Origin of the sequence: Pseudomonas sp. MWU12-3103b (assembly GCF_023100615.1) — a bacterium.
In the GTDB taxonomy this organism is placed as follows: domain Bacteria; phylum Pseudomonadota; class Gammaproteobacteria; order Pseudomonadales; family Pseudomonadaceae; genus Aquipseudomonas; species Aquipseudomonas putida_A.
Map to the genome: position 1 here is coordinate 134,934 of NZ_JALMEY010000002.1, position 23,865 is coordinate 158,798.

Consider the following 23,865-nt stretch of genomic DNA (forward strand, 5'->3'; position numbering starts at 1 on the left):
TATCCCCGAACGGCTGCGCAGCAGTCGCAAATCCGGTACACGCGGTTTACTGAAAAAATGATGGGGGGCCGCTTCGCGGCCCATCGGGGATAAATCCCCTCACCACAAGATCCCCTCACCACAAGATCTCCTCACCACAAGATCTCCTCACCAGAAAATCCACTCACTACAGGATGTTCATTCAGGACGATTGGAGGTTTGTCCCGGAAAACTGGGTCAGGCCAGCAAATCCTGCAACGTTGCCAGGCTATCGGCCTCATCCACCGTCTTGTCCTGCCGCCAGCGCAGCATCCTTGGAAAACGCACGGCGATCCCGCTCTTGTGCCGTCGCGACAGGGCGATGCCTTCGAAACCCAGTTCGAACACCAGACTCGGCTTGACGCTGCTGACCGGGCCGAATTTTTCCACGGTGGTCTTGCGCACGATGCTGTCGACCTGGCGCATTTCCTCGTCGGTCAGCCCCGAATAGGCCTTGGCGAACGGCACCAGCGCCCGCTGGCTGGACTCGGGCGGGCCGTCCCACACGGCGAAGGTGTAATCGCTGTACAGACTGGCGCGCCGGCCATGTCCGCGCTGGGCATAGATCAACACCGCATCGACGCTGAACGGATCGACCTTCCACTTCCACCACACGCCCATGTCCTTGGTCCGGCCTACGCCATACAGGGCGTCGCGGGCCTTGAGCATCATGCCCTCGACACCGAGGCGCCGTGAGGCTTCACGCTGCTGGGCGAGGTCGAACCAGTCACTGCCAGTGAGAATCGGCGAGGCCAGTAACACCGGGTTGTTACCGTGAGCGATGACCTGCTCCAGTTGCGCGCGTCGTTCGGCCTGCGGACGGTTGCGCCAGTCTTCGCCTTGCCACTCCAGCAAATCGTAGGCGAGCACCACCACCGGCACTTCTTCAAGGATTTTCTTGTCGAGGGTTTTGCGCCCGATGCGTTGCTGCAGCAGCGCGAACGGTTGCACCGCCGGCGGTGCGCTCGATTGCGGATCGAAGGCGTCTGCGGTGCTCGGATGGGTACTTTTCCAGACCACGATTTCGCCGTCGATTACCGTGCCGTCGGGTAACGCGTGGACCAGTGTGTCGAGCTCGGGAAAGCGCTCGGTGACCAGTTCTTCACCCCGCGACCAGACCCACAACCGACCCTCGCGCTTGACCACCTGCGCGCGGATGCCATCCCACTTCCATTCCACCTGCCAGTTGCTCGCCGGCCCCAGCAGCGCTTCAAACTCCTCCACCGGTTGTGACAAGCCATGCGCGAGGAAGAACGGGTAGGGTTGGCCGCCACGTTGCGCATGTTCATCGGCGGATTCCGGCGCGATCAGTTTCAGGTAGCTGGTCGCGTTCGGCCGGTTCGACAGGTCGGTGTAACCCACCAGGCGCTGCGCCACGCGTTTGCTGTCGAGGCCGGCCATCGACGCCAGAGCGCGGGTGACCAGCAGTTTCGACACGCCGACGCGGAAACTGCCGGTGATCAGCTTGATGCACAGCATCAGGCTCGGCCGATCCAGTTGCGCCCACAGCGCGGGCAGGTGGCGGGCGAGGTATTCCGGGGGTTCACCGCGCAGTGGCAGCAGCTTGTCTTCAATCCATTCGGCAAGACCGGCCTCGGAGCTGTGCGGATTTTCCGGCAGCACCAGGGAAATGGTTTCCGCCAGATCGCCAACGGATTGATAACTTTCCTCGAACAGCCACGGTTGCAGTCCCGAGACTTCCACCGCCAGTTCGCGCAGGATGCGCACCGGCACCAGTTGCCGCGGGCGTCCACCGGACAGAAAGTACACCGCCCATGCCGCGTCCTGTGGTGCTGCTTGAGCGAAGTAGGTTTGCATCGCTGCCAGTTTGGCGTTGCTTGACGTGGTGGCGTCGAGTTCGGCGTACAGCTCGGCGAAAGCTTTCATGCTTGCACCTCGGCGATAACCGGCTCGGCGCCAATGTTCTCCTCTTCGTCGTCGCCGTATTCGGTGTTGAAACCCTGCGCGTCCAGGCCTTGTTCGCGCAGATGCCGGACCAGCACGCCGATCGAGCCGTGGGTGACCATCACACGTTCGGCGCCGGTCTGTTCGATGGCCCAGAGCAGGCCCGGCCAGTCAGCGTGATCCGAGAGCACGAAACCGCGATCCACACCGCGCCGCCGGCGGGTGCCGCGCAGGCGCATCCAGCCGCTGGCGAAGGCGTCGCTGTAGTCACCGAACCGGCGCATCCAGGTGCTGCCGCCTGCCGAGGGCGGGGCGATCACCAGCGCCTGACGCATGATCGGGTCGGATTTTTTGATGTCGCCGGCGTAGATCGTCGGCGGCAGGTACACGCCGGCCTCGCGGTAGACCCGGTTCAGCGGTTCGACGGCACCGTGACTGAGGATCGGGCCGAGGCTGGCGTCGATGCCGTGCAGGATCCGCTGAGCCTTGCCGAACGAATAACAGAACAGCACGCTGGCCTTGCCCGCCGCGATGTTCGCCTGCCACCACTGGTTGATCTCGCTGAACACCTGCGCCTGTGGTTGCCAGCGGTAGATCGGCAGGCCGAAAGTCGATTCGGTGATGAAAGTGTGGCAGCGCACCGGTTCGAACGGCGCGCAGGTGCCATCGGGTTCGATCTTGTAATCTCCCGATGCGACCCAGACTTCGCCGCCGTATTCCAGACGCACCTGGGCCGAACCGAGCACATGCCCGGCGGGATGGAAACTCAAGGTCACGCCGTGATGGGTCAGCCGCTGGCCGTAGGCGAGGGTTTGCAGGTTGATCTCCTGACCCAGACGCGCACGCAAGATCCCTTCGCTGGCGCTGCTGGCAAGGTAGTGCTGATTGCCGTTACGGGCGTGATCGCCGTGGGCATGGGTGATCACCGAGCGCTCGACCGGGCGCCACGGATCAATGTAGAAATCCCCGGCAGGGCAATACAAACCTTCGGGGCGGGCGATAACAAGGTCCATGTCGTTACCAGAATGGGGGGCTTGTTAGCTATGAGGTTGGCGCGAGTCCGGAAGTTCTATCGATTTTCAAAGCTCCCTCACCCCAGCCCTCTCCCGGAGGGAGAGGGAGCCGACCGAGGTGTCTGGCGAGCTACATCGACCTGAAAGTCCGCGTCGATTATGGATTCGGCGCGACGGTTCAGGTCGGTGTATTGCGAAAGAACAACTCCGTCGGTCCCCTCTCCCTTGGGAGAGGATTAGGGTGAGGGGCTTTTGATCTGTGCCTTACTTGCCCGGTGTGAGGGTCAAACGCGTCTTGCCATACACCCGGTCAAAGTTCTGCGGCTGCATCGGCAAGCCGATGTACTGACCCTTGAGCCAAGCGTCGATGCCGTTGAGGTAGTTCGGGCTGGCCGGGTTGCCGGACTGGCCGGTGCCGTTCTGGCCCATCAGCGGCTCAGCCTGGCTGAAATCGACGATGAAACGCATCGACGGCGCCCGCGTGGTGTTGAAGTCCTGACCCCAGGCAAACGCCGCGGTATTGAGCGTAGTGTGATCGCCGCCGGCTGCCAGCGGGCCACGAACGGTCTGGCCATTGGCGTTTTTCCACGTGTAGCTGTGCAGTTTGCCCCACTGCCAGGCCTTGCGATCGCCACCCAGCTGACTGTCGCCAGCGTTGATCGCGGCGGCCAGACTGCGCGCCAGAATCACGGCTTTGTCTTCTTTCTGCGGGGTACGCAAGTCATCCCAGAACGGGCTGTCTTCGCGCCCGAGCAGGTGATCGGCCTGCGCCGCGTAGGACAAGTCGCCATTGGCAACAAAGGCTTTCCACGCCGGACTCGACTCCGGGCCGAGCTCATCGAGGAAGATCTGCTTCATGCTTTCTTGCAGGAACAGTTCATAGATCGCCGCATCCGCCGAGGTCGGGTTGAGCTTGCCGTCAAACGCCATCAATCGGGTGAACGCCTCGCGCGCCTTGCTGCGATCGGCTTCCGGCAGGGCGTCGATCGCCTGTTTCAGCGGCTGCTTCATGCCCGGCGCTTCGAACATTTTCTTCAGCTTGGCGGCAAACGTCGTGGTCTGGTCGTACTGCATGGCGATTACGCTGCGACCGTCCTGTTTGCCGCTGCCGGCCAATTCCGCCAAGCGTTCGCCGCGCTCTGGCGCTGCCCATGAGTTGGACAACTGCATGCCGTAGCCGTGAGGAATGACCCGCTGGTTGGCGGTGCCGAGCCAGCCCTGGGTCGGGTCCTGATCGTACGGGTGCAACATCGGGTCGGCGTAACCATCCCAGTCATAACGACCTTCCCAGCCCGGCGATGGCAGCAGGCCTTCGCCTTCGCGCCGGTTGGGGAAACGCCCGGTGACCTGCCAGCCGATGTTGCTGGCGTCGGCGAATACCATGTTCAGGGCGATGGCGCGGATCTCGCGGCTGGCGTCTGACGCGCGTTCAACGTTCTGCGCACGGGTCAGGTCGAAAAATGCGTCCAGCGATTTGTCGTCGGTGAAGCTCGGGGTTTGCAGGGCCAGGCCAAAACCGTTGCCCTGTACGGCCTGAGCACTGTTGAGCAGCGCGCCGTGGCGGGTTTCGTACACCGCTTCGCGAATTGGTCGCTGGCCTTTGACGAAATAGGTTTCGTTGCGCACGCCCAGCGGCTGCCATTTGCCGTTGACCTCATAGGTCAGGTTGTTGCCCTGACGGCGGATCTTTTCCAGGAACAGGTCCTGGTTGTCGCCGAGCACGCTGGTGGCGCTCCACGCGACTTTGCCGTTGAAGCCACCGAGCACCATCGGCAGACCGGCGACAGTGACACCGGCAGCCTGATATTTCGGCGCGCGGATCTGCACGAAGGTCCACAGCGACGGTGCCGCCAGCGGGCCATGGCTGTCGCTGGCGAGAATGCTCTTGCCGCTGCGGCTGCGTTGCGGGGCGATGGCCCAGTTGTTCGAGGTGCTGGCGCCGAGCAGATTTACCGCCGCCAGTTGATGGCTGGCGTTGCTCAGCTCGGTGAGGCCTGGAATCTGCCCGTTGAGCTTGAGGCCTTGCAGCTTGTCGGCTTCGGCCATTGGCAAGTTCTCGTCCGGTGCGGACGGGGTCAGCCAGGCGAGTTTGTCGCTGCTCACGGTTTGCGCCAGCACCAGCGAGGAAATCTCTTCCGGCAGGTTGGCCGACTGGCTGAAGTTCAGCAACGCGAACATCAGCGCCGAATCCTCCGGTTTCCAGTATTCCGGCTTGTAGCCGCTGGCGGCGAGATCGCCCGGCAGTTTGTCGGCGTAGCGGAACAGGTAGGCGTTGACGCCCCGCGCATAGACTTCGAAGAACCGCTTGAGGCGTGGCGACGAGGCCTTGTACAGCTCGTCGGCGCTTTTCTTCAGGTTGACCGCGCGCATGTAGCGGTCGGCGTCGAGCATCGAGGCGCCGGACATTTCCGCCAGACGCCCCTGGGCCAACAGGCGCAGGGTGACCATCTGGTTGATGCGGTCGCTCGCATGCACGTAACCGAGGGTGAACAGTGCGTCGTGGAAGCTGTTGCTTTCGATCAACGGCATGCCCATGGCATTGCGTCGCACCGAAACGTTCTGCGCCAGGCCCTTGAGCGGTTGCACGCCGGAGGTGGGCGGGAGGGTGTCCTGAGCGTTCCAGGTCTGGCAACCGGACAGGCTCAAGACACCGGTCACTGCTGCGGCAACGCCGAACCGGGGAAGAAAATGTGTAAGGGCTGGCGAGGCCATGGCAAAGCTCCTGCGGGGGTGTAGAGGCTGGGGGCGCAATAAAGCCGCTACGTTAGTGAGCAGGAGATGGCCGCGCAAGCGGGGCGAGTGGTTATTTCTTGCCATTGATCGATGATTGTCTGATGACTTGCTTATTTGCAGGGGTGGGTGATGAAGTGCGGGAATCAAATGACTCTCGTGAGAAGACGCCATGGAGCTCAAGGCCAACGCTGCACTGATCATCATCGACCAGCAACAAGGCATTCTGCAGCCGCGACTGGGTAGGCGGAATAATCCACAGGCCGAAGAACGCATGCTCGATTTACTGAGGGCGTGGCGCAGTAGCGGGCGGCCGGTGATTCATGTGCAGCATCTGTCGCGTGAACCGGATTCGGTGTTCTGGCCCGGGCAGTCAGGGGTGGAATTTCAGCAGCGATTCATGCCGCAGGACGGTGAATGGCTGACCCAGAAACAGGTACCGGATGCGTTTTGTGCCACGGGGCTGGAAGCGCAGCTGCGTGAGGCGGGGATCGGGCAATTGATCATTGTTGGTGTAGCGACCAACAACTCGGTGGAATCCACAGCGCGCACGGCGGGCAATCTGGGGTTTGAGGCGTGGGTGGCGGAGGATGCGTGTTTCACCTTCGACAAGGCCGATTATTTCGGCACACCGCGTTCAGCCGAAGAAGTGCACGGGATGTCGCTGGGGAATGTGCACGGGGAGTATGCGACGGTGGTCAGCGCTGCGCAGATTCTGGCGGCTGTCTGAACATTTTGGGGGTGAATGTACCGGCCCTTTCGCGAGCAAGCCCGCTCCCACAGTCGACTGCGTTCAGTCAGTAGGAATGCGGTCAACTGTGGGAGCGGGCTTGCTCGCGAAGGCAATGTGTCAGGCGAAGAAGATCTTCACCTGAAGCATCAAGCGCCGTGGCACTTCTTGAATTTCTTGCCGTTGCCGCATGGGCAAGGGTCGTTGCGGCCGACGTCTTTCAGGGCGTTGCGCACCGGTTCCTGGTGGGCGTGGCCGCAGTTCGGGCCGTGGACATGGCCATGGTCGTGATCGTGATGATGGTCATGATCGTGGTTGCAGTCAGGGCCATGGACATGAGGTTGCTGAGTCATCGGTTGTGCTCCGGAATTAAATCGGCGGGGATTATCACGCCATTGCGCTCCAGGTGCACGTAGTGGGCGATGAATAAACCGGTTTCCATCTCACCCTGCAATCGATAGGGCACCTGCTGGTGCTGACTTTTCAGCATTTTCACCACGTCCTTGACCCGCGGCCACAGGTTGGTGCGGATCGGTATCCGATAGAACGCGCTGCTTTTCGGCCCTACCGTGATCCAGTGTTCATGCTCCCCTTCGGCCAGCAACAGGTCTGCCAGATGAATGCGATATTCCATGCCGCGCACCGTCAGGTCGCTGTCGTTGGGGTTGTCGATGCGAAAGTGCAGGATGAATTTCTGTTCGAGCAGCTTGGCCCGCACCACCTCGACTTTTACCAGGTGCACGGCGGGGTCGACGCTGTCGTCGCTGAACCATGAGGCGCAACCGCCGAGGTTCAGGATCAGCATCAATAACAAGCCATGCAGTGTGCGACAGTGACCGAGCATCGAAAAAACTCCCTTTGTGCCCCAGTCTAGTCGGCACTTCCCTTTATGCGCCGAAATACCCCGCACAGCACTTCTTGAACTTCTGCCCGCTGGCACACGGGCACGCGTCATTGCGCCCCAGCTTCAACTGCACGGTCGGGTCGATGAAGTACCAGCGCCCGGCGTTCTGCACGAACGAGGAGCGCTCGCGGTGGCTGTGTTCGCCCTGGCTGTCGTGCCAGCGCGCGGTAAAGGTGACGAAGGCATGCTCGGGTTGGCCGCCGAACACTTCCGAGCTTTCGACCTCAAGGCCGAGCCAAGTGCTCTGCGCGCTCCAGGCGCTGATCGACTGGCGATCCAGACCGGCCTGCTGGGCGGGCAGGGTGGTGGCCACCAGATAATCGATCAGCCCCAGCACGTAGGCGCTGTAGCGCGAACGCATCAGCGCTTCGGCGCAAGGCGCCGGGTGGCCTTCGTGATAGTGGCCGCAGCAGGCCTCCAGCAGGTTGCCGCTGCCGCACGGGCAAATGGCTGTACTCATTGCATTACCACCAGTATTTGCCGAAGTTTTCCGGATTGGCCCAGAATCGCGAGTTGAGCCAGTCGGGGACTTGTTTGTAGTCAAGCAGATCATAGGTGAACAGGGTCAGTACCTGATCGTCACGCTGGAAGCGTTCACTGGCCTGCAGCGCCAGCGAGTAGAAATCGGTTTCCTGCCAGCCGCTGGCCGGCAGATCCGCCAGCACTGCAATGCGGCTGGCGTTGAGGTTGCGAATCCCGCCCAGCAGATTCAAGCCGTCACGCTTTGGCAGGTGCTCCAGGCAATCGACCACCAGCGCCAGGTCGAAGCGCCGCGCCGCGAGTTCGGCGGGCAATGCACCGGGTGCGGCGTGGGCCACGCAGGTGTCCGGATGTGCCTGCTTGAAAGCGGCGAGCGCCGGAAATTCGCTGGCGCCGATCAGCAGTAAACGCGCCGGGGCATAGCGATCCAGTAAAGCAGCCAGCGCCTGTTGCGGCGTGCGCGAAGAAATGGCGACGTTCATCGAAGCTCCTCAATCAGATCGCCAAGACTAGCGCGCCAGACGGATCCGGCCTAGACCCCGATTTGCCGCGGGCGGCAAAAGTGCCGAATCCCTGTGAACACGGTCCCAAATGCCAGTGGCCTATTGCTGGCGGAGATTAAAACTCCGGTCTTTACTCCGTGAATCGGTTCTAAGCCGATCCCTCAGGAGAAAACCAGATGAGCATAGTTCGGACAGCATTACCTTTGATTCTGCTAACCAGTGTGTTGACTGGTTGCGCAGGTTTGCAGAAAACCGACTGGCCGACCTGTGCGGCGGTCGGTGGTGTGGTCGGCGCGGGCCTCGGGGCGACGGAGAGTTCGTCGTGGGCCGGCTACGGCGCGCTGATTGTCGGTGGTACGGCAGCCGCCTATTGCTGGGTGCACGGTGATGGCGACGAAGACGGCGATGGTGTGCCGGACAGTCGCGACAAGTGCCCGCACACGCCTAAAGGCGTGCAGGTCGATGCTGACGGCTGTCCACCACCTGCCCCTGCGCCAGTGGTAGAAGAGGCCGTTGTGGTCAAGGAAGAAACTATCGTCATTCGCGATGTGCACTTCCAGTTCGACAAAGCCACCCTGACCGGCTCCGACAAACAGGTGCTGGATAAAGTCGCCACGCGCCTGAAACAAGAGTCGTCCACGGCGCAACTGACCGTGACCGGCCACACCGACAGCGTCGGCAGCGATGCCTACAACAAGAAACTGTCGGATCGCCGTGCGCACTCGGTGGTGGAATACCTGATCCAGCAGGGTGTGCCGCGTGCCAGCTTCGTTTCGGTCTCGGGCATGGGTGAAAGCCAGCCAGTGGCGGATAACAAAACCGCAGACGGTCGCGCACAGAACCGTCGTACCGAAATCAAAATCGTCCGCTAGCCCCTCTCGCATCCGCGGCTTGTGCAGTCGCGGATGCGGGTCTTTACTCCTGTGTAACCGGTATGGGCCGGTGACACAGGAGCTTTCACAATGACTGTTTTCTCAAGGTCCGTCTTGCCGGTGCTGCTGCTGGGCAGCCTGCTCACCGGTTGCGCCACTCATAGCGATGGCGATGCCCCCCTCAATCAACGTACGTGGCCGATCTGCAGCCTGATCGGCGGGCTGGTCGGTGGCGGTCTTGGCGCCATTGAAAGTGGCGGCTGGGCCGGTGGCGGTGCGGCGTTGGGGATTCTGACTGGCGGGCTGATCTGTTATGCCCAGGATGGCGATGAAGACGGCGATGGCGTGTTCGACCGCCGCGACCGTTGCCCTGACACCCCGGCCAATACCCCGGTCGATCATCGCGGCTGTCCGCTGCCGCAATATCCGGTCACTGCAAAAGCTCCCGAACCTGCGCCGCAATCGGAAGTCATCACCCTCAGCGATGCCGGTAATGTGTTGTTCGATTTCGACAAGTCGGATCTGACCCCGGCCGCCAAGGCCCAGCTCGATACGCTGATGGACAAATTGCGCAACGCCGACGTGGTCAGCATCAAGGTTATCGGCCATACCGACAGCAAAGGTTCGGACGCCTACAACCAGGCACTGTCGGAACGACGCGCCAGCAGCGTGGCGGCGTACCTGCTGAGTCAGGGCCTGGCGCCGGACAAACTGACCAGTGAAGGGCGCGGCGAGAGCGAGCCGGTGGCTGACAACGCAACGGACGAGGGACGGGCAAAAAACCGTCGGGTGGAGTTGCATATCAATCGCTAGGACTTGTTTGTAGTCCGCAGGCTAGAGCTGCCGGTCGACGATCGTCGTCGAACCGGCAGCGATCCGACGACTGACAAATTTTTTTTCTTTTGCCCCTCTGGCTTATCCCCCGCGTAAGCCGTTACTGTGCGCCCAAAGAATAATTCCGACACGGGGGAGCGTATGAAGGTTTTCTGGGGGCTGGGGCGTTTGCTGACCCTGCTGTTCTGGTGCGTGGTGGTGGTCAATCTGCTGCTGCCGTTTGTGCATCCGCTGCATGCGCTGGTCAATCTGGCCGGTGCCTCGCTGCTGGCGCTGCATGTGCTGGAGTTGCTTTTCTCGCGCCTCAAAGGGCGTCCCAACCCGTGGCGCGACCGTCTGCGCATCCTGCTGTTCGGCGTTTTTCACCTGCAAACCATCCCGGCCCCGGCCGCTCCGGAGGCTTCTTCCCATGCGTAAACTTTGCCTGCTCGCTGCACTCATCAGTCCTCTGGCCTGCGCCCAGGTGGTCAGCGTCGAAACCAACTCCCTGATGCGTTTGCCCAACACCGCCAGCACCTTGCAGCTGGAACGGCTGGACGTGGCGGACTACGGCACCTTGCTGATTCCTGCCAATGTGACCGAGCTGACCGTCGGTGAATTGCGTCTGGGCCATGAAGCGCGCATTGCGATCGTCCCGAGTGAACAGGCGCTGGACATGAAAGTCATTCGTGCCGAACTGTCCGAAGGCAGCCTGATCACCGCACGCGGCGCGCCGGGCACCTATGAAAAAGCTGCCCGTGCCGGGCGCAATCTGAATTTGCAGTTCAAGGCGCTGAACGCGCCAAAACTGTTTGTCGATGCCCGTGGCGGCACCGGCGCACCGGGTTTCGTCGGCCTGGATGGCGGCAACGGCGAAGATCCGGGCTGTACCTGGGGCGCGGCCGGTCATGGTTTTGACGGCAGCAATGGTAGTGACGGCCAGCCGGGTGCACCGGGTGCGTTGGTGCGTCTGGAAGTGCCGCGCGAGTTTCCGGCCGAGCTGATCAAGGTCAACGTTGCGGGCGGCGCCGGTGGTCCAGCGGGTGTTGGCGGTAAAGCGGGCAAGGGCGGCCAGTCCAAGGGCTGCCTGGTGTATCGCGCCGATGGCGGCAAGAACGGCAAGGCCGGGGCGGATGGTCAGCCTGGGCCGGTGGGTGCGGCGGGGGCGGTGACTGTGCAGCGCCTCTAAAACACCGTATTTCTTAATTGTGGTGAGGGGATTTATCCCCGATGGGCTGCGAAGCAGCCCACTCCAGATACCGCGTTTCTTCAGATTGAACGCGTCAGCTGATTTGGGGCCGCTTCGCGCGCCATCAGGGATAAATCCCCTCACCACAACAGTGTTCACAGCGCAAGAAAATGGGGTGGGTCAGACCATCGGCCGCGCCGCGGCAATCGCCACCAGCACCAAACCGACAATCAAGTTGATCCCCACCACCCGGCGAATCCGCCCCAGCACTGCCGCGCCCGCCGGCCAGTCCTTGGCTTCCACCGCTTTACGCAATTCCGGCAGCATCAAACCCTGAATCCGGATGAACAGCGCCGTCATCACCACGTATAGCCCGATCATCACCTGGACGTACTTCGGCGCGGTCTCGAAACCGACCTGCTGTAAATGCAACATGCCCACGCCGCTGATCGGCAACAGGATCACCGCGACCCAGACCCAGCGGAAAAAACCTTGAAACACTTCCACCCACAAGGTCAGGCGGCCAGGGCCGTCGAGAGCCTTTACAGCCGCCGGGCGCAGGACCATCCAGGCGAAAAACATGCCGCCGACCCAGACCAGGGCGGACAGGACATGCAGCGGATAAACGAGGCTAAAAGGTGTCATTGGGGCACTCCGTTCTGCGCGGGATTAATTAGCGGGGTATGATAGCCGCCATCCGAAACCACTGAAAATTTATCCAGCGTTTTTAGCGCCCGACAATCAATGATCAGCACTGAACTCAAAACCACGATCCAGGGCGCCTATTCGCGTTTTCTTGAAGCCAAGAGCCTCAAGCCGCGTTACGGCCAGCGCCTGATGATCGCTGAAATCGCCAAAGTCCTCGGGGATATCGACACCGACGACGAAGGCCGGCGCAGTGGCGACCCCGCGATTGTCGCGGTGGAAGCCGGCACCGGTACCGGCAAGACCGTGGCCTACAGCCTGGCGGCGATCCCGACGGCGAAACTGGCCGGCAAGCGCCTGGTGATCGCCACCGCGACCGTGGCCCTGCAAGAGCAGATCGTCTACAAGGACTTGCCCGACCTGATGCGCAACAGCGGGCTGAACTTCAGCTTTGCGCTGGCCAAGGGCCGTGGCCGCTACATGTGCCTGTCCAAGCTCGACATGTTGCTGCAGGAAGGCCACGCGCAAACCGCCACCGCCCAGTTGTTCGAAGAGGAAGGTTTCAAGATCGAGGTCGACGAGGCCAGTCAGAAGCTGTTCACCAGCATGATCGAGAAGCTCGCCGGCAATAAATGGGACGGCGACCGCGACAGCTGGCCCAACGCGCTGGAAGATGCCGACTGGGCGCGCCTGACCACCGATCACAGCCAGTGCACCAATCGCCACTGCCCGAACTTCGGCCAATGCGCTTTCTACAAGGCGCGCGAAGGCATGGGCAAGGTCGACGTGATCGTCACCAACCACGACATGGTGCTGGCTGATCTGGCCCTCGGCGGCGGTGCGGTGCTGCCGGATCCGCGTGACACCATTTACGTGTTCGACGAAGGCCATCACCTGCCGGACAAGGCCATCGGCCACTTCGCCCACTACACGCGGCTGCGTTCCACCGCCGACTGGCTGGAAACCACCGCGAAGAACCTCACCAAACTGTTGGCCCAGCATCCGTTGCCGGGCGATCTCGGCAAGCTGATCGAACAAGTGCCCGAGCTGGCGCGCGAGATCAAGACCCAGCAGCAGTTCATGTTCACCGCGTGCGAGCAGATTGCCGATTTCAAACCCGGCGAAGACGTCGAAGGCCGCGAGCGGCCACGCCATCGTTTCGTCGGCGGGGTGATTCCCGAGCACATGCGCGAAATGGGCATCGAGCTGAAAAAGGGCTACTCGCGGCTCAATGATCTGTTCACCCGTCTGACCGACCTGCTCAAGGAAGGCATGGACGGCGAGGTCAACATCGGCATCGCCAGCAATCAGGCCGAGGAGTGGTATCCGCTGTTCGGCAGCCTGTTGTCGCGGGCGTCGGGCAACTGGGAGTTGTGGACCGCGTTCACCGCCGAAGACCCGGAAGACAGCCCGCCGATGGCGCGTTGGCTGACCCTGGCCGAAAGCGGTTCGCTGTTCGACATCGAGGTTAACGCCAGCCCGATTCTCGCCGCCGAGACCCTGCGCCGCAGCCTGTGGAACGTGGCCTACGGCTGCCTGGTGACCTCGGCAACCTTGACGGCACTGGGCACTTTCGACCGTTTCCGCATGCGCGCCGGCCTGCCGAAAAAAGCCGTCACCGCCGTGGTGCCGAGCCCGTTCCATCATGCCGACGCCGGCGTGCTGCGGGTGCCGGATCTGAAGGCCGACCCACGCGACGCCGCAGCTCACACCGCGGCGATCATCCGCGAGTTGCCGGATCTGGTCGAAGGCTCGCGCGGCACGCTGGTGCTGTTCTCTTCGCGCAAACAGATGCAGGACGTGTTCGATGGCCTCGACCGCGACTGGCGCAAGCAAGTGTTCATTCAAGGCAACCTGTCGAAACAGGAAACCCTGAACAAGCACAAGGCGCGAGTCGATGGCGGCGATTCCAGCGTGTTGTTCGGCCTCGCCAGTTTCGCCGAAGGCGTGGACTTGCCGGGCGCCTACTGCGAGCACGTGGTGATCGCCAAGATCCCGTTCTCGGTGCCGGACGACCCGGTCGAGGCGGCGCTGTCGGAGTGGATCGAGGCCCGGGGCGGCAATCCGTTCATGGAAATCTCGGTGCCCGATGCCTCGCTGAAACTGGTTCAGGCCTGCGGGCGTCTGCTGCGTACCGAAGAGGATCGCGGCACCATCACCTTGCTCGATCGGCGCCTGGTCACCCAGCGCTACGGCAAGGCGATCCTCAATGCGTTGCCGCCATTCCGTCGTGAAATATCCTGAGACAACGGTGGGCAGTTTTGCCCGCCGCGCTGTCTATCTCTCTGCCATGCTTTTCCATTGGCCTTTTGGTCGTTAGGGAGAACTCCGTTCTTATGATTCGCCGCTCGTTGCCTGCCGTGTTTGCCTTGATCTTCGCCGCCCCGTTGCTGGCGGCGCCTGCCGGTCAGCAGACCCTGTTCAACTTCGTCCGTCCTGCCGACGTGGTGAAAGTCGTCACCGAAAACACTGACCTGCCACAAGCCAACGCCGAGCAAACCCCCGAAGGTGAAGTGCTGCGCCGGGTGACGTTTAACCCGGTGGCTCGCCCGACCCTGCGTCTGACTCCGCAAACCGGCGCCTGGGACTGGTCGCAGTCGGGCATGATGAGCCTGCGTCTGCAAAGCGCAATGAACTGGGCCGTGACGGTCTATGTGCAAATCCAGAGCAACAACGGCCAGACCCTGACCAGCCGCGTCGACCTGCCGGCCGGCCCAGCGCAAACCCTTTTGGTGCCGCTGGTGGCGACCTCGCCGCTGAGCCAGGGCATGAAGGCCGGGCCGCCGATGCCGATGACTGTCGATGGCCAGCGAATTCTGCTGGCCAGCAGCAGCGGTGAACTGGATCGCAGCCAGGTGGTGTCGGTGAGTCTGTGGATGGATCAGCCGAAAGCCGCGCAGAGCCTGCTGCTCGAGCGATTCGGCGTGCAGGACGGCGATGCTGTGACCCAGGCCGTCTACGGCAATCTGGTGGACGCCTACGGTCAATCGACCCGCAGCAAATGGCCGGAAAAAATCAGCAACGACGAACAACTGAAATCCGCCGCCGCCAAGGAACAGCAACAGCTGAAAACCTGGCTGGCCGAGCGCGAAAAGTCCTCGCTGGACAAGTTCGGTGGCTGGAATAAAGGCCCGGCGTTCAAGGCCAGCGGTTTTTTCCGCACCGAAAAGCGTGACGGTCGCTGGTATCTGGTGACCCCTGAAGGGCATCCGTTCTATTCGCTGGGGGTGAACACCGTCAGCCCGCAGGTCAACCAGACTTACGTCGCCGGGCGTGAGTGGATGTTCGAATCCCTGCCCAAGGCCGACGAGCCGCTCGCCAGCCATTTCGGCGAGGGCGACAACCGTGGCGGCAACGGTGCCGATCAGGGCCGCGGCTATGGCAACGGGCGCTGGTACGACTTCTATGGCGCCAACCTGCAGCGGGTTTACGGCGAGCCCTGCAAACCGGACAGCGATACCAAGGCCGGAATTGCTGAAGCGGCCAAGGCTGGTGCGGTTGAAGAAACCGCAGTAAAAGCTGCCGAGCCTGTGCCAAAGTCAAATGAGGCGAAGGCCGGTGTCGCCGCAGCGGCGAAAACAGACGCCGTAGCGACGACTGCTGAAAAGGCTGCCGATCAACCCGTCGCTGCGCCGTGCAAGGCCACGGTCGATCAGCAGAAGTGGGCCACGCACACCCTCGATCGTCTGCAGGCCTGGGGTTTCAACACCGTCGGCAACTGGAGTGCCGACTCGCTCGCCGACGCCGAGCGGGTGCCGTACACCTTGCCGCTGTCGATCGTCGGCGACTACACCAGCATCAGCACCGGCAGCGACTGGTGGGGCGGCATGCCTGACCCGTTCGACCCGCGTTTCGCCATGGCCACCGAGCGTGCCGTGGCCATTGCTGCCCGCGATCATCGTGATGATCCGTGGCTGATCGGCTACTACGCCGACAACGAACTGGCCTGGGCCGGCCCCGGCGACGACCCGCAGTCGCGCTACGCCCTGGCCTACGGCACATTGAAAATGACCACCGACGTGCCGGCCAAGCGCGCATTCCTCAAGCAACTGCGCGACAAGTACCGCAATCAGGCGGGCCTGTCGAAAGCGTGGGGCATTGATCTGCCGGCGTGGGAATTGATGGAAGACCCGGGTTTCGTGCCGCCGATGCCGAATCCGGAGCACCCGGAAATCGAAAACGACTTCAAATACTTCCAGAAAGTGTTCGCCGACACCTACTTCAAAACCATCTCCGATTCGCTGAAATGGCACGCGCCGAATCAGTTGCTGCTCGGTGGCCGTTTCGCCACCAGCACCCCGGAAGCGGTGGCGTCCTGCGCGCAGTATTGCGACGTGTTGAGTTTCAATATGTACACGTTGAAACCGCAGGACGGCTATGACTTCGCCGCTCTGCGCGCGCTCGACAAACCGGTGCTGATCACCGAATTCAACTTCGGCTCCAGTGATCGTGGCCCGTTCTGGGGTGGCGTGACGCAGCTGGCGCGGGAAGAAGATCGCGGCCCGGCGTATGCCAACTTCCTCAAACAGGCGTTGAGTGAACCGTCGATTGTCGGCGTGCACTGGTTCCAGTATCTGGATCAACCGGTGACCGGGCGTCTGCTCGATGGCGAGAACGGGCACTTCGGCCTGGTGGGGATTACCGATCTGCCGTATCAGGGCTTTGTCGAGGCGGTACGCAAGAGCAACCTGCAGGCAGTTGATCAGTTGGGCAAAGAGGCTGAGAAGGCCGCGGCCGCCGCCGGTCATGAAGCGGAGGGCGGGCGCAAGGGTGAAGCCGGCAAAGGCCCGGGGGCCGGGCATGTGGGTGGGCATTCGGGCAATGGTCATTAAGGTTCAGACCGCGTTATCGTTTTTCGCGAGCAAGCTCGCTCCCACACTGGATCTCTGCCACACCAAAGAATCTCTGTGGGAGCGAGCTTGCTCGCGAAGGCGTCAGCCGCGTCACCGCATCATTCAACCGTCCGGCCCGCAGCTGTTCCCAAATCCCTCAAGGGCTGGAACAATGCGGGCCACTTTGTAGAGCGTTTTCGCGGGGGAGTTGCGGGTGCAGATTCAGGGACATTACGAGCTTCAATTCGAAGCGGTGCGCGAGGCTTTCGCGGCACTGTTCGACGATCCCCAGGAACGCGGCGCAGCCCTGTGCATCAAGGTCGGCGGAGAAACCGTCCTCGACCTCTGGTCCGGTACGGCCGACAAGGACGGAACCGAGGCCTGGCACAGCGACACCATCGCCAACCTGTTTTCCTGCACCAAGACGTTCACTGCGGTCACGGCGTTGCAACTGGTGGCCGAAGGCAAACTGCAACTGGATGCACCGGTTGCCCGCTACTGGCCGGAATTCGCGGCTGCCGGCAAAGAATCCGTCACTTTGCGCCAATTGCTCTGCCATCAGGCCGGTCTGCCGGCCCTGCGCGAGTTGCTGGCGCCCGCTGCCCTTTACGAATGGCAAACCATGGTTGATGCCCTCGCGGCCGAAGCGCCGTGGTGGACGCCGGGTACCGGCCACGGTTATGCCGCCATCACCTACGGCTGGCTGGTCGGCGAGTTGCTGCGTCGCGCTGACGGTCGTGGGCCGGGCGAGTCGATCGTCGCCCGCGTCGCCAAGCCGCTGGGGCTGGATTTCCACGTCGGCCTGGCTGACGAAGAGTTCTACCGCGTGGCGCACATCGCTCGGGGCAAGGGCAACGTCGGCGATGCCGCGGCCCAGCGCCTGTTGCAAGTGACCATGCGCGAACCGACCGCCATGACCACTCGCGCCTTCACCAATCCGCCGTCGGTGCTCACCAGCACCAACAAACCGGAATGGCGCCGCATGCAGCAGCCGGCCGCCAATGGTCACGGCAACGCGCGCAGCCTGGCCGGTTTCTACGCCGGTTTGCTCGACGGCAGCCTGCTTGAAAGCGAAATGCTCGAAGAGCTGACCCGCGAACACAGCTACGGCGAGGACAAGACCCTGCTGACCCGCACCCGCTTCGGTCTGGGCTGCATGCTCGATCAACCGGACATGGCGAACGCCACCTACGGCCTCGGCCCGCGGGCGTTTGGTCATCCGGGGGCGGGCGGTTCGGTGGGTTTTGCTGATCCCGAGCACGATGTCGCGTTCGGTTTTGTGACAAATACCCTTGGGCCGTACGTCTTGATGGATCCGCGCGCGCAGCAACTGGCGCGGGTACTTGCCACTTGTCTGTAAAGCTTTACATGAGGTTCCAGGGTTGGAACCAGATCCGGTTTTTCGATTCAAAGCGTCAGTTTATCCGGGCAAAAGAGCTCTGATTTTTCATTACTTCACTTTGTGGATTTTCAATGTCATCCAAAAAAACTCTCGCCCTGGCCCTGTGTGTTGCGATCACCGGTTGTGCACAGACTCCTAAAAACGATGCGGACGGCGGTAGCTGGTGGCCGTTCGGTTCCTCCGACAAAGTGGCGGCCAAAGAGCCGGCCCCAGCCCCGGCTCCTGCCGCAGCCCCGGCGCCGCTCAAACCTGCCGCGACCGCACCTGTGGCCAAGACTGAAAGCAGCAGCCACTGGTACTGGCCGTTCGGCGGTTCCGATGATGCGGCGGCCAAAGCCGAGGTGAAACCCGAAGTCAAACCCGAAGCCAAACCGGCGGTAGTGGCCAAGGCCGATGCCGACACCGGCACGAAGTGGTGGTGGCCGTTCGGCGGCAAGGATCAATCGACTGCCAAAGTGGTGCCGATGCCTGACCCGAAAGTCACCCAGGCCTGGCTGGATGACTACGAGCCACGTCTGCGTGCAGCGATCAAGGACAGCAATCTGCAACTTGAGCGCCGTGACAACGTGCTGGTGGTGATCGCGCCGGTTGAAGGCTCGTTCAACCCGAAGCGTCCAGCGATGCTGCTGCCGGTGACCCTCAGCCCGTTCACCAATGTCGCGAAAATCCTCGAAGCTGACCCGAAAACCGCAGTCCTGGTGCTTGGTCACAGCGACAACACCGGTGCCGCGCCGGCCAACGTCAAACTCAGCCAGGAGCGCGCCCAATCCGTGGCGGCGATCTTCCGTCTGAGCGGCTTGCAGCGTGATCGCCTGATGCTGCGTGGCATGGGTGGCGATGCCCCGCGTGCCGCCAACGACAGCGCCGAAGGCCGTGCCCTGAACCGTCGCGTCGAACTGCTGGTGACCCCGCAAAACACCATGGTTGCGCTGCTGAGCAAGTACAACATGCCAGCGCCGGCACCGACCACGATGATTGCGGCTCAGGACGTCAAGCCTGCAGCCAAACCGGTAACCCCGGCGCCGGCAGCGGCGAAAGCTGCGGTGCCTGCGAGCAAAAAGGCACCAGCGAAGAAAGCGGCGGCCAAGGCACCTGCGAAGAAGGCGGCAACCAAGGCTCCGGCGAAAGCTCCTGCCAAGAAAACCGCTCCAGCCAAAGCAGCAACGGCTGACAAGAAAGTCGCCGCCACCGATACTTCCAAGCAGTGATCCGCTAACGAAAAGGAATGCGCCATGACCCAGGCTCTGGCAGATATGCGTCGTGATTACACCCGGGACGGACTGACCGAGGCGCAAGCCCCGGGCGAACCGTTTGCGCTGTTCCACCAATGGTTTGCCGACGCGGTAAAAACCGAACAGGCACCGGTGGAGGCCAACGCCATGACCCTGGCCACGGTCGATGCGGACGGTCGACCGCATTGCCGCATTCTGCTGCTCAAGGGCCTGGACGCGCAGGGCTTCACCTTTTTCACCAACTACGACAGCGCCAAGGGCCAGCATCTGGCGGCGAATCCTTTCGCGGCCATGACATTTTTCTGGCCAACCCTGGAGCGCCAGGTGCGCATCGAAGGGCGGGTGGTCAAGGTCACGCCGCAAGAGTCCGACGCGTATTATCAGGTGCGACCGCTGGGCAGCCGGCTCGGCGCCTGGGCCTCACCGCAGAGCCGGGTGATCAACGGGCGCGGCGAGCTGGAAGATCTGCTCAAGGCGACTGAACAGCGCTTCAGCGACACCCAGCCCGACTGCCCGGAACATTGGGGCGGTTACCGCCTGCTGCCTGAGCGCATCGAGTTCTGGCAGGGCCGTCCAAGTCGTCTGCACGATCGCCTGAACTACCGTCAGCAGGGCGCCAACTGGATTCTTGAACGTCTGGCGCCCTGAGCAGTCTACCGAGCGGGATAGCCTGCCGCAGCGGCCTCAAGCCACTTCGGCAGGTCCCGACGCTTGATCTTCTGCACGCGGGCATCGGCCAGTCGTTCCAGCATGAAGGCGCGTTTGTCTTCATCCTTGCCCGCCAGCGACAGGGCCAGATCACGATCCATCCAGCGTTTGATCCGCACGTACAGCCACCAATGGAAGTACAGACCGGCGACGGTGGTGACGAAAATGATCAGGTAATCCATGAAAATCCTTGGGTCGGCAGGGCGGATTGAGCGATTTGGCGCTACTGTTGGGTGAGTTTGCAGGTGCCTGTACCGGGCCTGAATAAAATCAAGTTTATCCGGGCTGCGTCGTGACAGGCGTCAAGCAGCGGGGTTTAATGAACACATGTTCTTTTGGAGTTGATGCTATGCGTAAGTCTGTTCTGCTGGTTGCTTCCTTTTCCACGATGGCGATGTTGCTGACCGGCTGCCAGTCGAGCCTGACCGGTGACTCCTACTCCCGTGACGAAGCGCGTCGTGTGCAGACGATTCGCATGGGCACCATCGAATCCCTGCGTCCGGTGAAAATCGAAGGCACCAAGACCCCGATCGGCGGCGCTGCAGGCGCAGTGGTCGGCGGTGTCGGCGGCAGCGCCATCGGTGGCGGCAAAGGCAGCATCGTGGCGGCGGTCATCGGTGCTGTAGCCGGTGGTCTGATCGGTTCGGCGACTGAAGAAGGCCTGACCCGCACCCAGGGCGTGGAAATCACCGTGCGCGAAGACGACGGCAGCATGCGCGCCTACGTGCAACAGGTTCAGGAAAACGAAGTGTTCCGTGTCGGTGAGCGCGTGCGCATCTCCACCGTCGGTGGCACCAGCCGCGTTTCGCACTAAGCGGCAACGAGCGGTAAAGAAAAACCCCGATCAGGTGACTGGTCGGGGTTTTTTGTTTGTTTCAATTCGACTGCTTAGTGCTGGGCACAGGTACCCATAAAATACTCCAGACCCTTTGGGAAGCTGACTTTCAGAAGGACCTCCAATGCGCTTACTTGATCCCGGCTCAATAACAACTCTCCAGGCTCCAGTTCGTTAAGTGGCTTGGATTCAATGAGCTGTGCAACCTTTTCATTCATTTCGCTACCGTTGATATCCATTTCAAACTGTAGCGAGCTGTCTTGGAATTCGTCAGGGTAAAACCCGGTTATTGAAAGGTAACGCATGTTTTAGTCCCTTAATTTCTAGAGGTTCTTCTATCCGGCTCGGCAGGCCCGGTTTGTTCACCAGTAATATGATTGAACTCACCCAAATGAGTGGTTCCCAGTTTGTCGTATTTTTCTACAGCATTGCTTTTGTAATCCCATTCATAGATCCGACCTTTGCGGTCTACCCAGCGTGCTCGCCGCTTTCCTCCACCCTGAACCGATGACTTGGACTTCACTCTGACTGCATCAGGAAACGCAGGTAGCGTCTTCGGGTGGTCGTAGTAGGCATGGTCGCGAGCTCGACTGAGCACAATGTAAACCGGCTTAACCCCCGAATCCGCCGGAAACACCAGAATGAAATCCCGATACTCCGGCGGATAAACCGGATTCACCAGAATCCCGTCCGCCGCTTTCGTTGGTGGGTACACCCAGATATGCGGTGCCTGCGGAGCGGCCTCCAGCGCGGGGATGCCGAGGATGTCGGAGCCGTCCACGGCGGGCGTCCAGATCAGTTCGATGCCTTCGCCGAGGTCTGCGACAAAGCGGTTATCACGTGCGGTGAACTGCGCGACATCGACCATTTCCCAGTCGCGATTCTTGCCGGTGTAGAAACCATAACCCTTGAGGCTGCCGTCGGCCTGTTGTTCGACATGTAGGCGCACGCGGGTTCGAGCCTGTCTGAGGGCGAGCAACTGGTCTTCGGTGTAGAGGGCGCTGTCGCCCAGGTTCGATGGCATGAGCAACGCCACCAGCCCGACCAAAGGGGTCACAACGGCGGCGGAAGCGATGGCGGGCAATGCCTTGAACGCCTCACCCGCAAGGGCGAAGGTGCCCAGGCCTGCCGGGATGGCAGTGCCGCTGATTTTCTTGAGTGGAACGCCGCCGCTGTCATCGGCTTCACGGCCGCCGAGCAGGACCAGATCTCCGTAATCTTTCAGGCTGTCGGTGGGTACCATCCCCGAAGGATTCGAGTAGTCGATGATCGCGTCCGGCAATTTGCAGGACTTGGCGAACACGCACCCGGCGCGTACGGGATCAGGCTTTTTCGCCGCAACCTCTCGACTGCGTTCGAAGGCCTCCTGCCGCGCCAGCATGGCGTCGTATGCATTTTGTCGGGCGTCGCGCTCGGCCAGTTCAGTGGCCGTCATGTAGCGCCAGGTGACGTGATGACCGTCGCCCGCCGGCGGGTTGGGGACCCGGGGAATGTCCTTGTTGCGAGCCACTGAGCGTCCTTTCGTTCATCCATCGACAACCCTTCGAAAGGGCTGTGCGACGTTAACGAAGCGGACAAATGCTGGCTGTAGGACGGATCTTTGATTAAGTGCGGATTGTTCGCTATTTGTCAGGCAGGGGGGCGAGCAGGCCGCTTCAGTTCAAAGAACGGGGGATAGGTTCTGCGCAATTACAGCAAAAGCCTGATACCCATTTGCCCAGAACCTGGCAGTTGGTGGATGAATTGAGCCTCAGCTGTATCTGTGAGCCTTGCCGGTTTTTTCCTATGCTGGGGGACTGAGCCTGTGACAAGGCTACTCCTGCCCGACTCAACGAGAGCATGACCATGAGCGACAACCGCCAGTGGGCCCGCGAAGCCATCCGCATCATCGAAGCGGACTTCCAGCGCAGCGCCGACACCCATCTGATCCCCTTGCCGCTGCCGGGGTTTGCAGGCATCGAGTTGTATTTCAAGGACGAGTCGAGCCATCCCACCGGCAGCCTCAAGCATCGCCTGGCGCGGTCGTTGTTCCTGTATGCGTTGTGTAATGGCTGGCTCAAGCCCGGCGCGCCGGTGATCGAGGCGTCCAGCGGCTCGACGGCGATTTCCGAAGCGTATTTCGCGCGCATGCTCGGTTTGCCATTCATTGCGGTGATGCCGGCAACCACCTCGAAAGAGAAGATCGCGCAGATCGCCTTCTATGGTGGCCAGAGCCATCTGGTCAAGGATCCGACGCAGATTTACGCCGAATCCGAACGTCTGGCTCGCGAGCATGGCGGCCACTTCATCGACCAGTTCACCTATGCCGAGCGGGCCACCGACTGGCGGGCGAACAACAACATCGCCGAGTCGATCTTCCAGCAGATGCGTTTCGAGAAACATCCGGAACCGAGCTGGCTGATTTCCAGCCCCGGCACCGGCGGCACCACCGCGACCCTGGGTCGTTACGTGCGTTATCGCCAGCATTGCACCCGCGTGTTGTGCGCCGACGCCGAGCGCTCGGTGTTCTTCGATTACTACCAGACCGGTGACGCGAGCCTGCGTCTGGACTGCGGTTCGCGGATCGAAGGCATTGGCCGGCCACGGGTCGAGGCGTCGTTCCTGCCCAAGGTCATCGATGCGATGGTCAAGGTGCCGGACGCCTTGTCGCTGGCGGCCATGCATTATCTGGCGCAGCGTCTCGGACGGCATGTCGGCGGGTCGAGCGGCACCAATCTGATCGGCGCGCTGATGGCGGCGCAGCAGATGAAAGCGGCGGGGGAGTCGGGGTCGATCGTGGCGATTTTGTGCGATGGCGGCGAGCGCTATGCCGACACCTATTACGATCAGACGTGGCTCAAGGCGCAGGGCTATGAGCTGGAGGGATTGATTGCGGCGGTGGCGGCGAGTGCCGAACGGGGTGAGCCGCTGCCAACCACAGTGCTGCGCGCAAATATCTAAAGCCAGACTCGGAAACCAATGTGGGAGCGGGCTTGCTCGCGAAGGCGCTGTGTCAGTCAACATTGTCGTCGACTGACACAGCGCCTTCGCGAGCAAGCCCGCTCCCACAGGAGG

Annotated in this window: 23 protein-coding genes; 12 read left to right on the plus strand and 11 right to left on the minus strand. The window is 61.8% G+C overall.

Features of this window, described 5'->3' with window-relative positions; genetic code table 11:
* Positions 1 to 216: 216 nt before the first annotated feature.
* The 3 genes from M0808_RS04370 to M0808_RS04380 form a co-directional block, all read right to left on the minus strand.
* Complete coding sequence (locus tag M0808_RS04370) at positions 217 to 1,905, minus strand: ATP-dependent DNA ligase (RefSeq protein WP_247840051.1); 1,689 nt, start codon at positions 1,903 to 1,905, stop codon at positions 217 to 219.
* The gene (locus M0808_RS04375) at positions 1,902 to 2,936 is read right to left on the minus strand and encodes a ligase-associated DNA damage response exonuclease (protein WP_247840054.1); all 1,035 of its coding nucleotides are present in this window, start codon (positions 2,934 to 2,936) and stop codon (positions 1,902 to 1,904) included. Before M0808_RS04375 ends, M0808_RS04370 begins: the two co-directional genes overlap by 4 nt.
* A gap of 264 nt (positions 2,937 to 3,200) precedes the next feature.
* The gene (locus tag M0808_RS04380) at positions 3,201 to 5,648 is read right to left on the minus strand and encodes a penicillin acylase family protein (RefSeq protein ID WP_247840056.1); all 2,448 of its coding nucleotides are present in this window, start codon (positions 5,646 to 5,648) and stop codon (positions 3,201 to 3,203) included.
* A gap of 190 nt (positions 5,649 to 5,838) precedes the next feature.
* Here M0808_RS04380 and M0808_RS04385 point away from each other — a divergent pair, with 190 nt between their 5' ends.
* The gene (locus M0808_RS04385; protein ID WP_247840058.1) at positions 5,839 to 6,396 is read left to right on the plus strand and encodes a cysteine hydrolase family protein; all 558 of its coding nucleotides are present in this window, start codon (positions 5,839 to 5,841) and stop codon (positions 6,394 to 6,396) included.
* 149 nt (positions 6,397 to 6,545) lie between these two features.
* Here the strand turns inward: M0808_RS04385 and M0808_RS04390 are convergent, their stop codons facing one another.
* Genes M0808_RS04390 through M0808_RS04405 form a run of 4 tightly spaced genes read right to left on the minus strand, consistent with a single transcriptional unit; the run spans position 6,546 to position 8,262 of the window.
* A complete protein-coding gene (locus M0808_RS04390; protein WP_003198420.1) occupies positions 6,546 to 6,749 on the minus strand; it encodes an SEC-C metal-binding domain-containing protein in 204 nt (67 codons plus the stop codon).
* Positions 6,746 to 7,240: an LEA type 2 family protein gene (locus tag M0808_RS04395; RefSeq protein ID WP_027614355.1), complete on the minus strand. Its 495-nt coding sequence runs from the start codon at positions 7,238 to 7,240 to the stop codon at positions 6,746 to 6,748. Before M0808_RS04395 ends, M0808_RS04390 begins: the two co-directional genes overlap by 4 nt.
* Before the next feature lie 43 nt (positions 7,241 to 7,283).
* A complete protein-coding gene (locus M0808_RS04400; protein WP_027614356.1) occupies positions 7,284 to 7,760 on the minus strand; it encodes a YchJ family protein in 477 nt (158 codons plus the stop codon).
* Positions 7,761 to 7,764: 4 nt separating this feature from the next.
* The gene (locus M0808_RS04405) at positions 7,765 to 8,262 is read right to left on the minus strand and encodes a DUF6231 family protein (protein ID WP_027614357.1); all 498 of its coding nucleotides are present in this window, start codon (positions 8,260 to 8,262) and stop codon (positions 7,765 to 7,767) included.
* Positions 8,263 to 8,459: 197 nt separating this feature from the next.
* On the opposite strand from M0808_RS04405, the gene M0808_RS04410 reads away from it, so the two are divergent.
* The 4 genes from M0808_RS04410 (at position 8,460) to M0808_RS04425 (ending at position 11,157) form a co-directional block, all read left to right on the plus strand.
* On the plus strand, positions 8,460 to 9,155 hold the full coding sequence (locus M0808_RS04410) for an OmpA family protein (RefSeq protein WP_027614358.1): 696 nt from the start codon (positions 8,460 to 8,462) through the stop codon (positions 9,153 to 9,155).
* A gap of 90 nt (positions 9,156 to 9,245) precedes the next feature.
* A complete protein-coding gene (locus tag M0808_RS04415; RefSeq protein ID WP_007961895.1) occupies positions 9,246 to 9,968 on the plus strand; it encodes an OmpA family protein in 723 nt (240 codons plus the stop codon).
* Between the two features lie 162 nt (positions 9,969 to 10,130).
* A complete protein-coding gene (locus M0808_RS04420; RefSeq protein ID WP_027614360.1) occupies positions 10,131 to 10,406 on the plus strand; it encodes a DUF1145 domain-containing protein in 276 nt (91 codons plus the stop codon).
* Complete coding sequence (locus tag M0808_RS04425) at positions 10,399 to 11,157, plus strand: hypothetical protein (RefSeq protein WP_098967549.1); 759 nt, start codon at positions 10,399 to 10,401, stop codon at positions 11,155 to 11,157. The genes M0808_RS04420 and M0808_RS04425 overlap by 8 nt, the downstream gene beginning before the upstream one ends.
* A gap of 180 nt (positions 11,158 to 11,337) precedes the next feature.
* Here the strand turns inward: M0808_RS04425 and M0808_RS04430 are convergent, their stop codons facing one another.
* Positions 11,338 to 11,802, minus strand: coding sequence for a DUF2269 family protein (locus M0808_RS04430; RefSeq protein ID WP_247840060.1), 465 nt, complete (start codon positions 11,800 to 11,802; stop codon positions 11,338 to 11,340).
* 99 nt (positions 11,803 to 11,901) lie between these two features.
* On the opposite strand from M0808_RS04430, the gene dinG reads away from it, so the two are divergent.
* From dinG to pdxH, 5 genes are all read left to right on the plus strand, one after another.
* A complete protein-coding gene (gene dinG, locus M0808_RS04435) occupies positions 11,902 to 14,046 on the plus strand; it encodes an ATP-dependent DNA helicase DinG (RefSeq protein WP_003222341.1) in 2,145 nt (714 codons plus the stop codon).
* Between the two features lie 92 nt (positions 14,047 to 14,138).
* Positions 14,139 to 16,634 carry a beta-galactosidase gene (locus M0808_RS04440; RefSeq protein ID WP_247840062.1) on the plus strand — a complete coding sequence of 832 codons (2,496 nt, stop codon included), beginning with the start codon at positions 14,139 to 14,141 and terminating at the stop codon, positions 16,632 to 16,634.
* Positions 16,635 to 16,848: 214 nt separating this feature from the next.
* Positions 16,849 to 17,994 (plus strand): serine hydrolase domain-containing protein, encoded by a 1,146-nt coding sequence (locus M0808_RS04445; protein WP_134785587.1) that lies wholly within the window; start codon positions 16,849 to 16,851, stop codon positions 17,992 to 17,994.
* A gap of 113 nt (positions 17,995 to 18,107) precedes the next feature.
* Positions 18,108 to 19,244, plus strand: coding sequence for an OmpA family protein (locus tag M0808_RS04450; protein WP_247840064.1), 1,137 nt, complete (start codon positions 18,108 to 18,110; stop codon positions 19,242 to 19,244).
* A 24-nt stretch (positions 19,245 to 19,268) separates the two neighbouring features.
* Positions 19,269 to 19,916, plus strand: a complete 648-nt coding sequence (gene pdxH / locus M0808_RS04455; RefSeq protein ID WP_098967557.1) for a pyridoxamine 5'-phosphate oxidase — start codon at positions 19,269 to 19,271, stop codon at positions 19,914 to 19,916.
* 5 nt (positions 19,917 to 19,921) lie between these two features.
* Here pdxH and M0808_RS04460 read toward each other — a convergent pair whose 3' ends face one another.
* On the minus strand, positions 19,922 to 20,158 hold the full coding sequence (locus tag M0808_RS04460) for a hypothetical protein (protein ID WP_096797521.1): 237 nt from the start codon (positions 20,156 to 20,158) through the stop codon (positions 19,922 to 19,924).
* Positions 20,159 to 20,325: 167 nt separating this feature from the next.
* Here M0808_RS04460 and M0808_RS04465 point away from each other — a divergent pair, with 167 nt between their 5' ends.
* Entirely contained in the window at positions 20,326 to 20,790 is a 465-nt protein-coding gene (locus M0808_RS04465) for a glycine zipper 2TM domain-containing protein (RefSeq protein WP_007969461.1), read from the plus strand.
* Between the two features lie 74 nt (positions 20,791 to 20,864).
* Here M0808_RS04465 and M0808_RS04470 read toward each other — a convergent pair whose 3' ends face one another.
* Positions 20,865 to 21,116 carry a pyocin S6 family toxin immunity protein gene (locus M0808_RS04470; protein ID WP_027614368.1) on the minus strand — a complete coding sequence of 84 codons (252 nt, stop codon included), beginning with the start codon at positions 21,114 to 21,116 and terminating at the stop codon, positions 20,865 to 20,867.
* A gap of 11 nt (positions 21,117 to 21,127) precedes the next feature.
* Positions 21,128 to 22,321 (minus strand): S-type pyocin domain-containing protein, encoded by a 1,194-nt coding sequence (locus M0808_RS04475; RefSeq protein ID WP_247840066.1) that lies wholly within the window; start codon positions 22,319 to 22,321, stop codon positions 21,128 to 21,130.
* A 329-nt stretch (positions 22,322 to 22,650) separates the two neighbouring features.
* Between M0808_RS04475 and M0808_RS04480 the strand changes: the two genes are divergently transcribed.
* A complete protein-coding gene (locus M0808_RS04480) occupies positions 22,651 to 23,751 on the plus strand; it encodes a PLP-dependent cysteine synthase family protein (RefSeq protein ID WP_247840068.1) in 1,101 nt (366 codons plus the stop codon).
* Positions 23,752 to 23,865 lie beyond the last annotated feature (114 nt).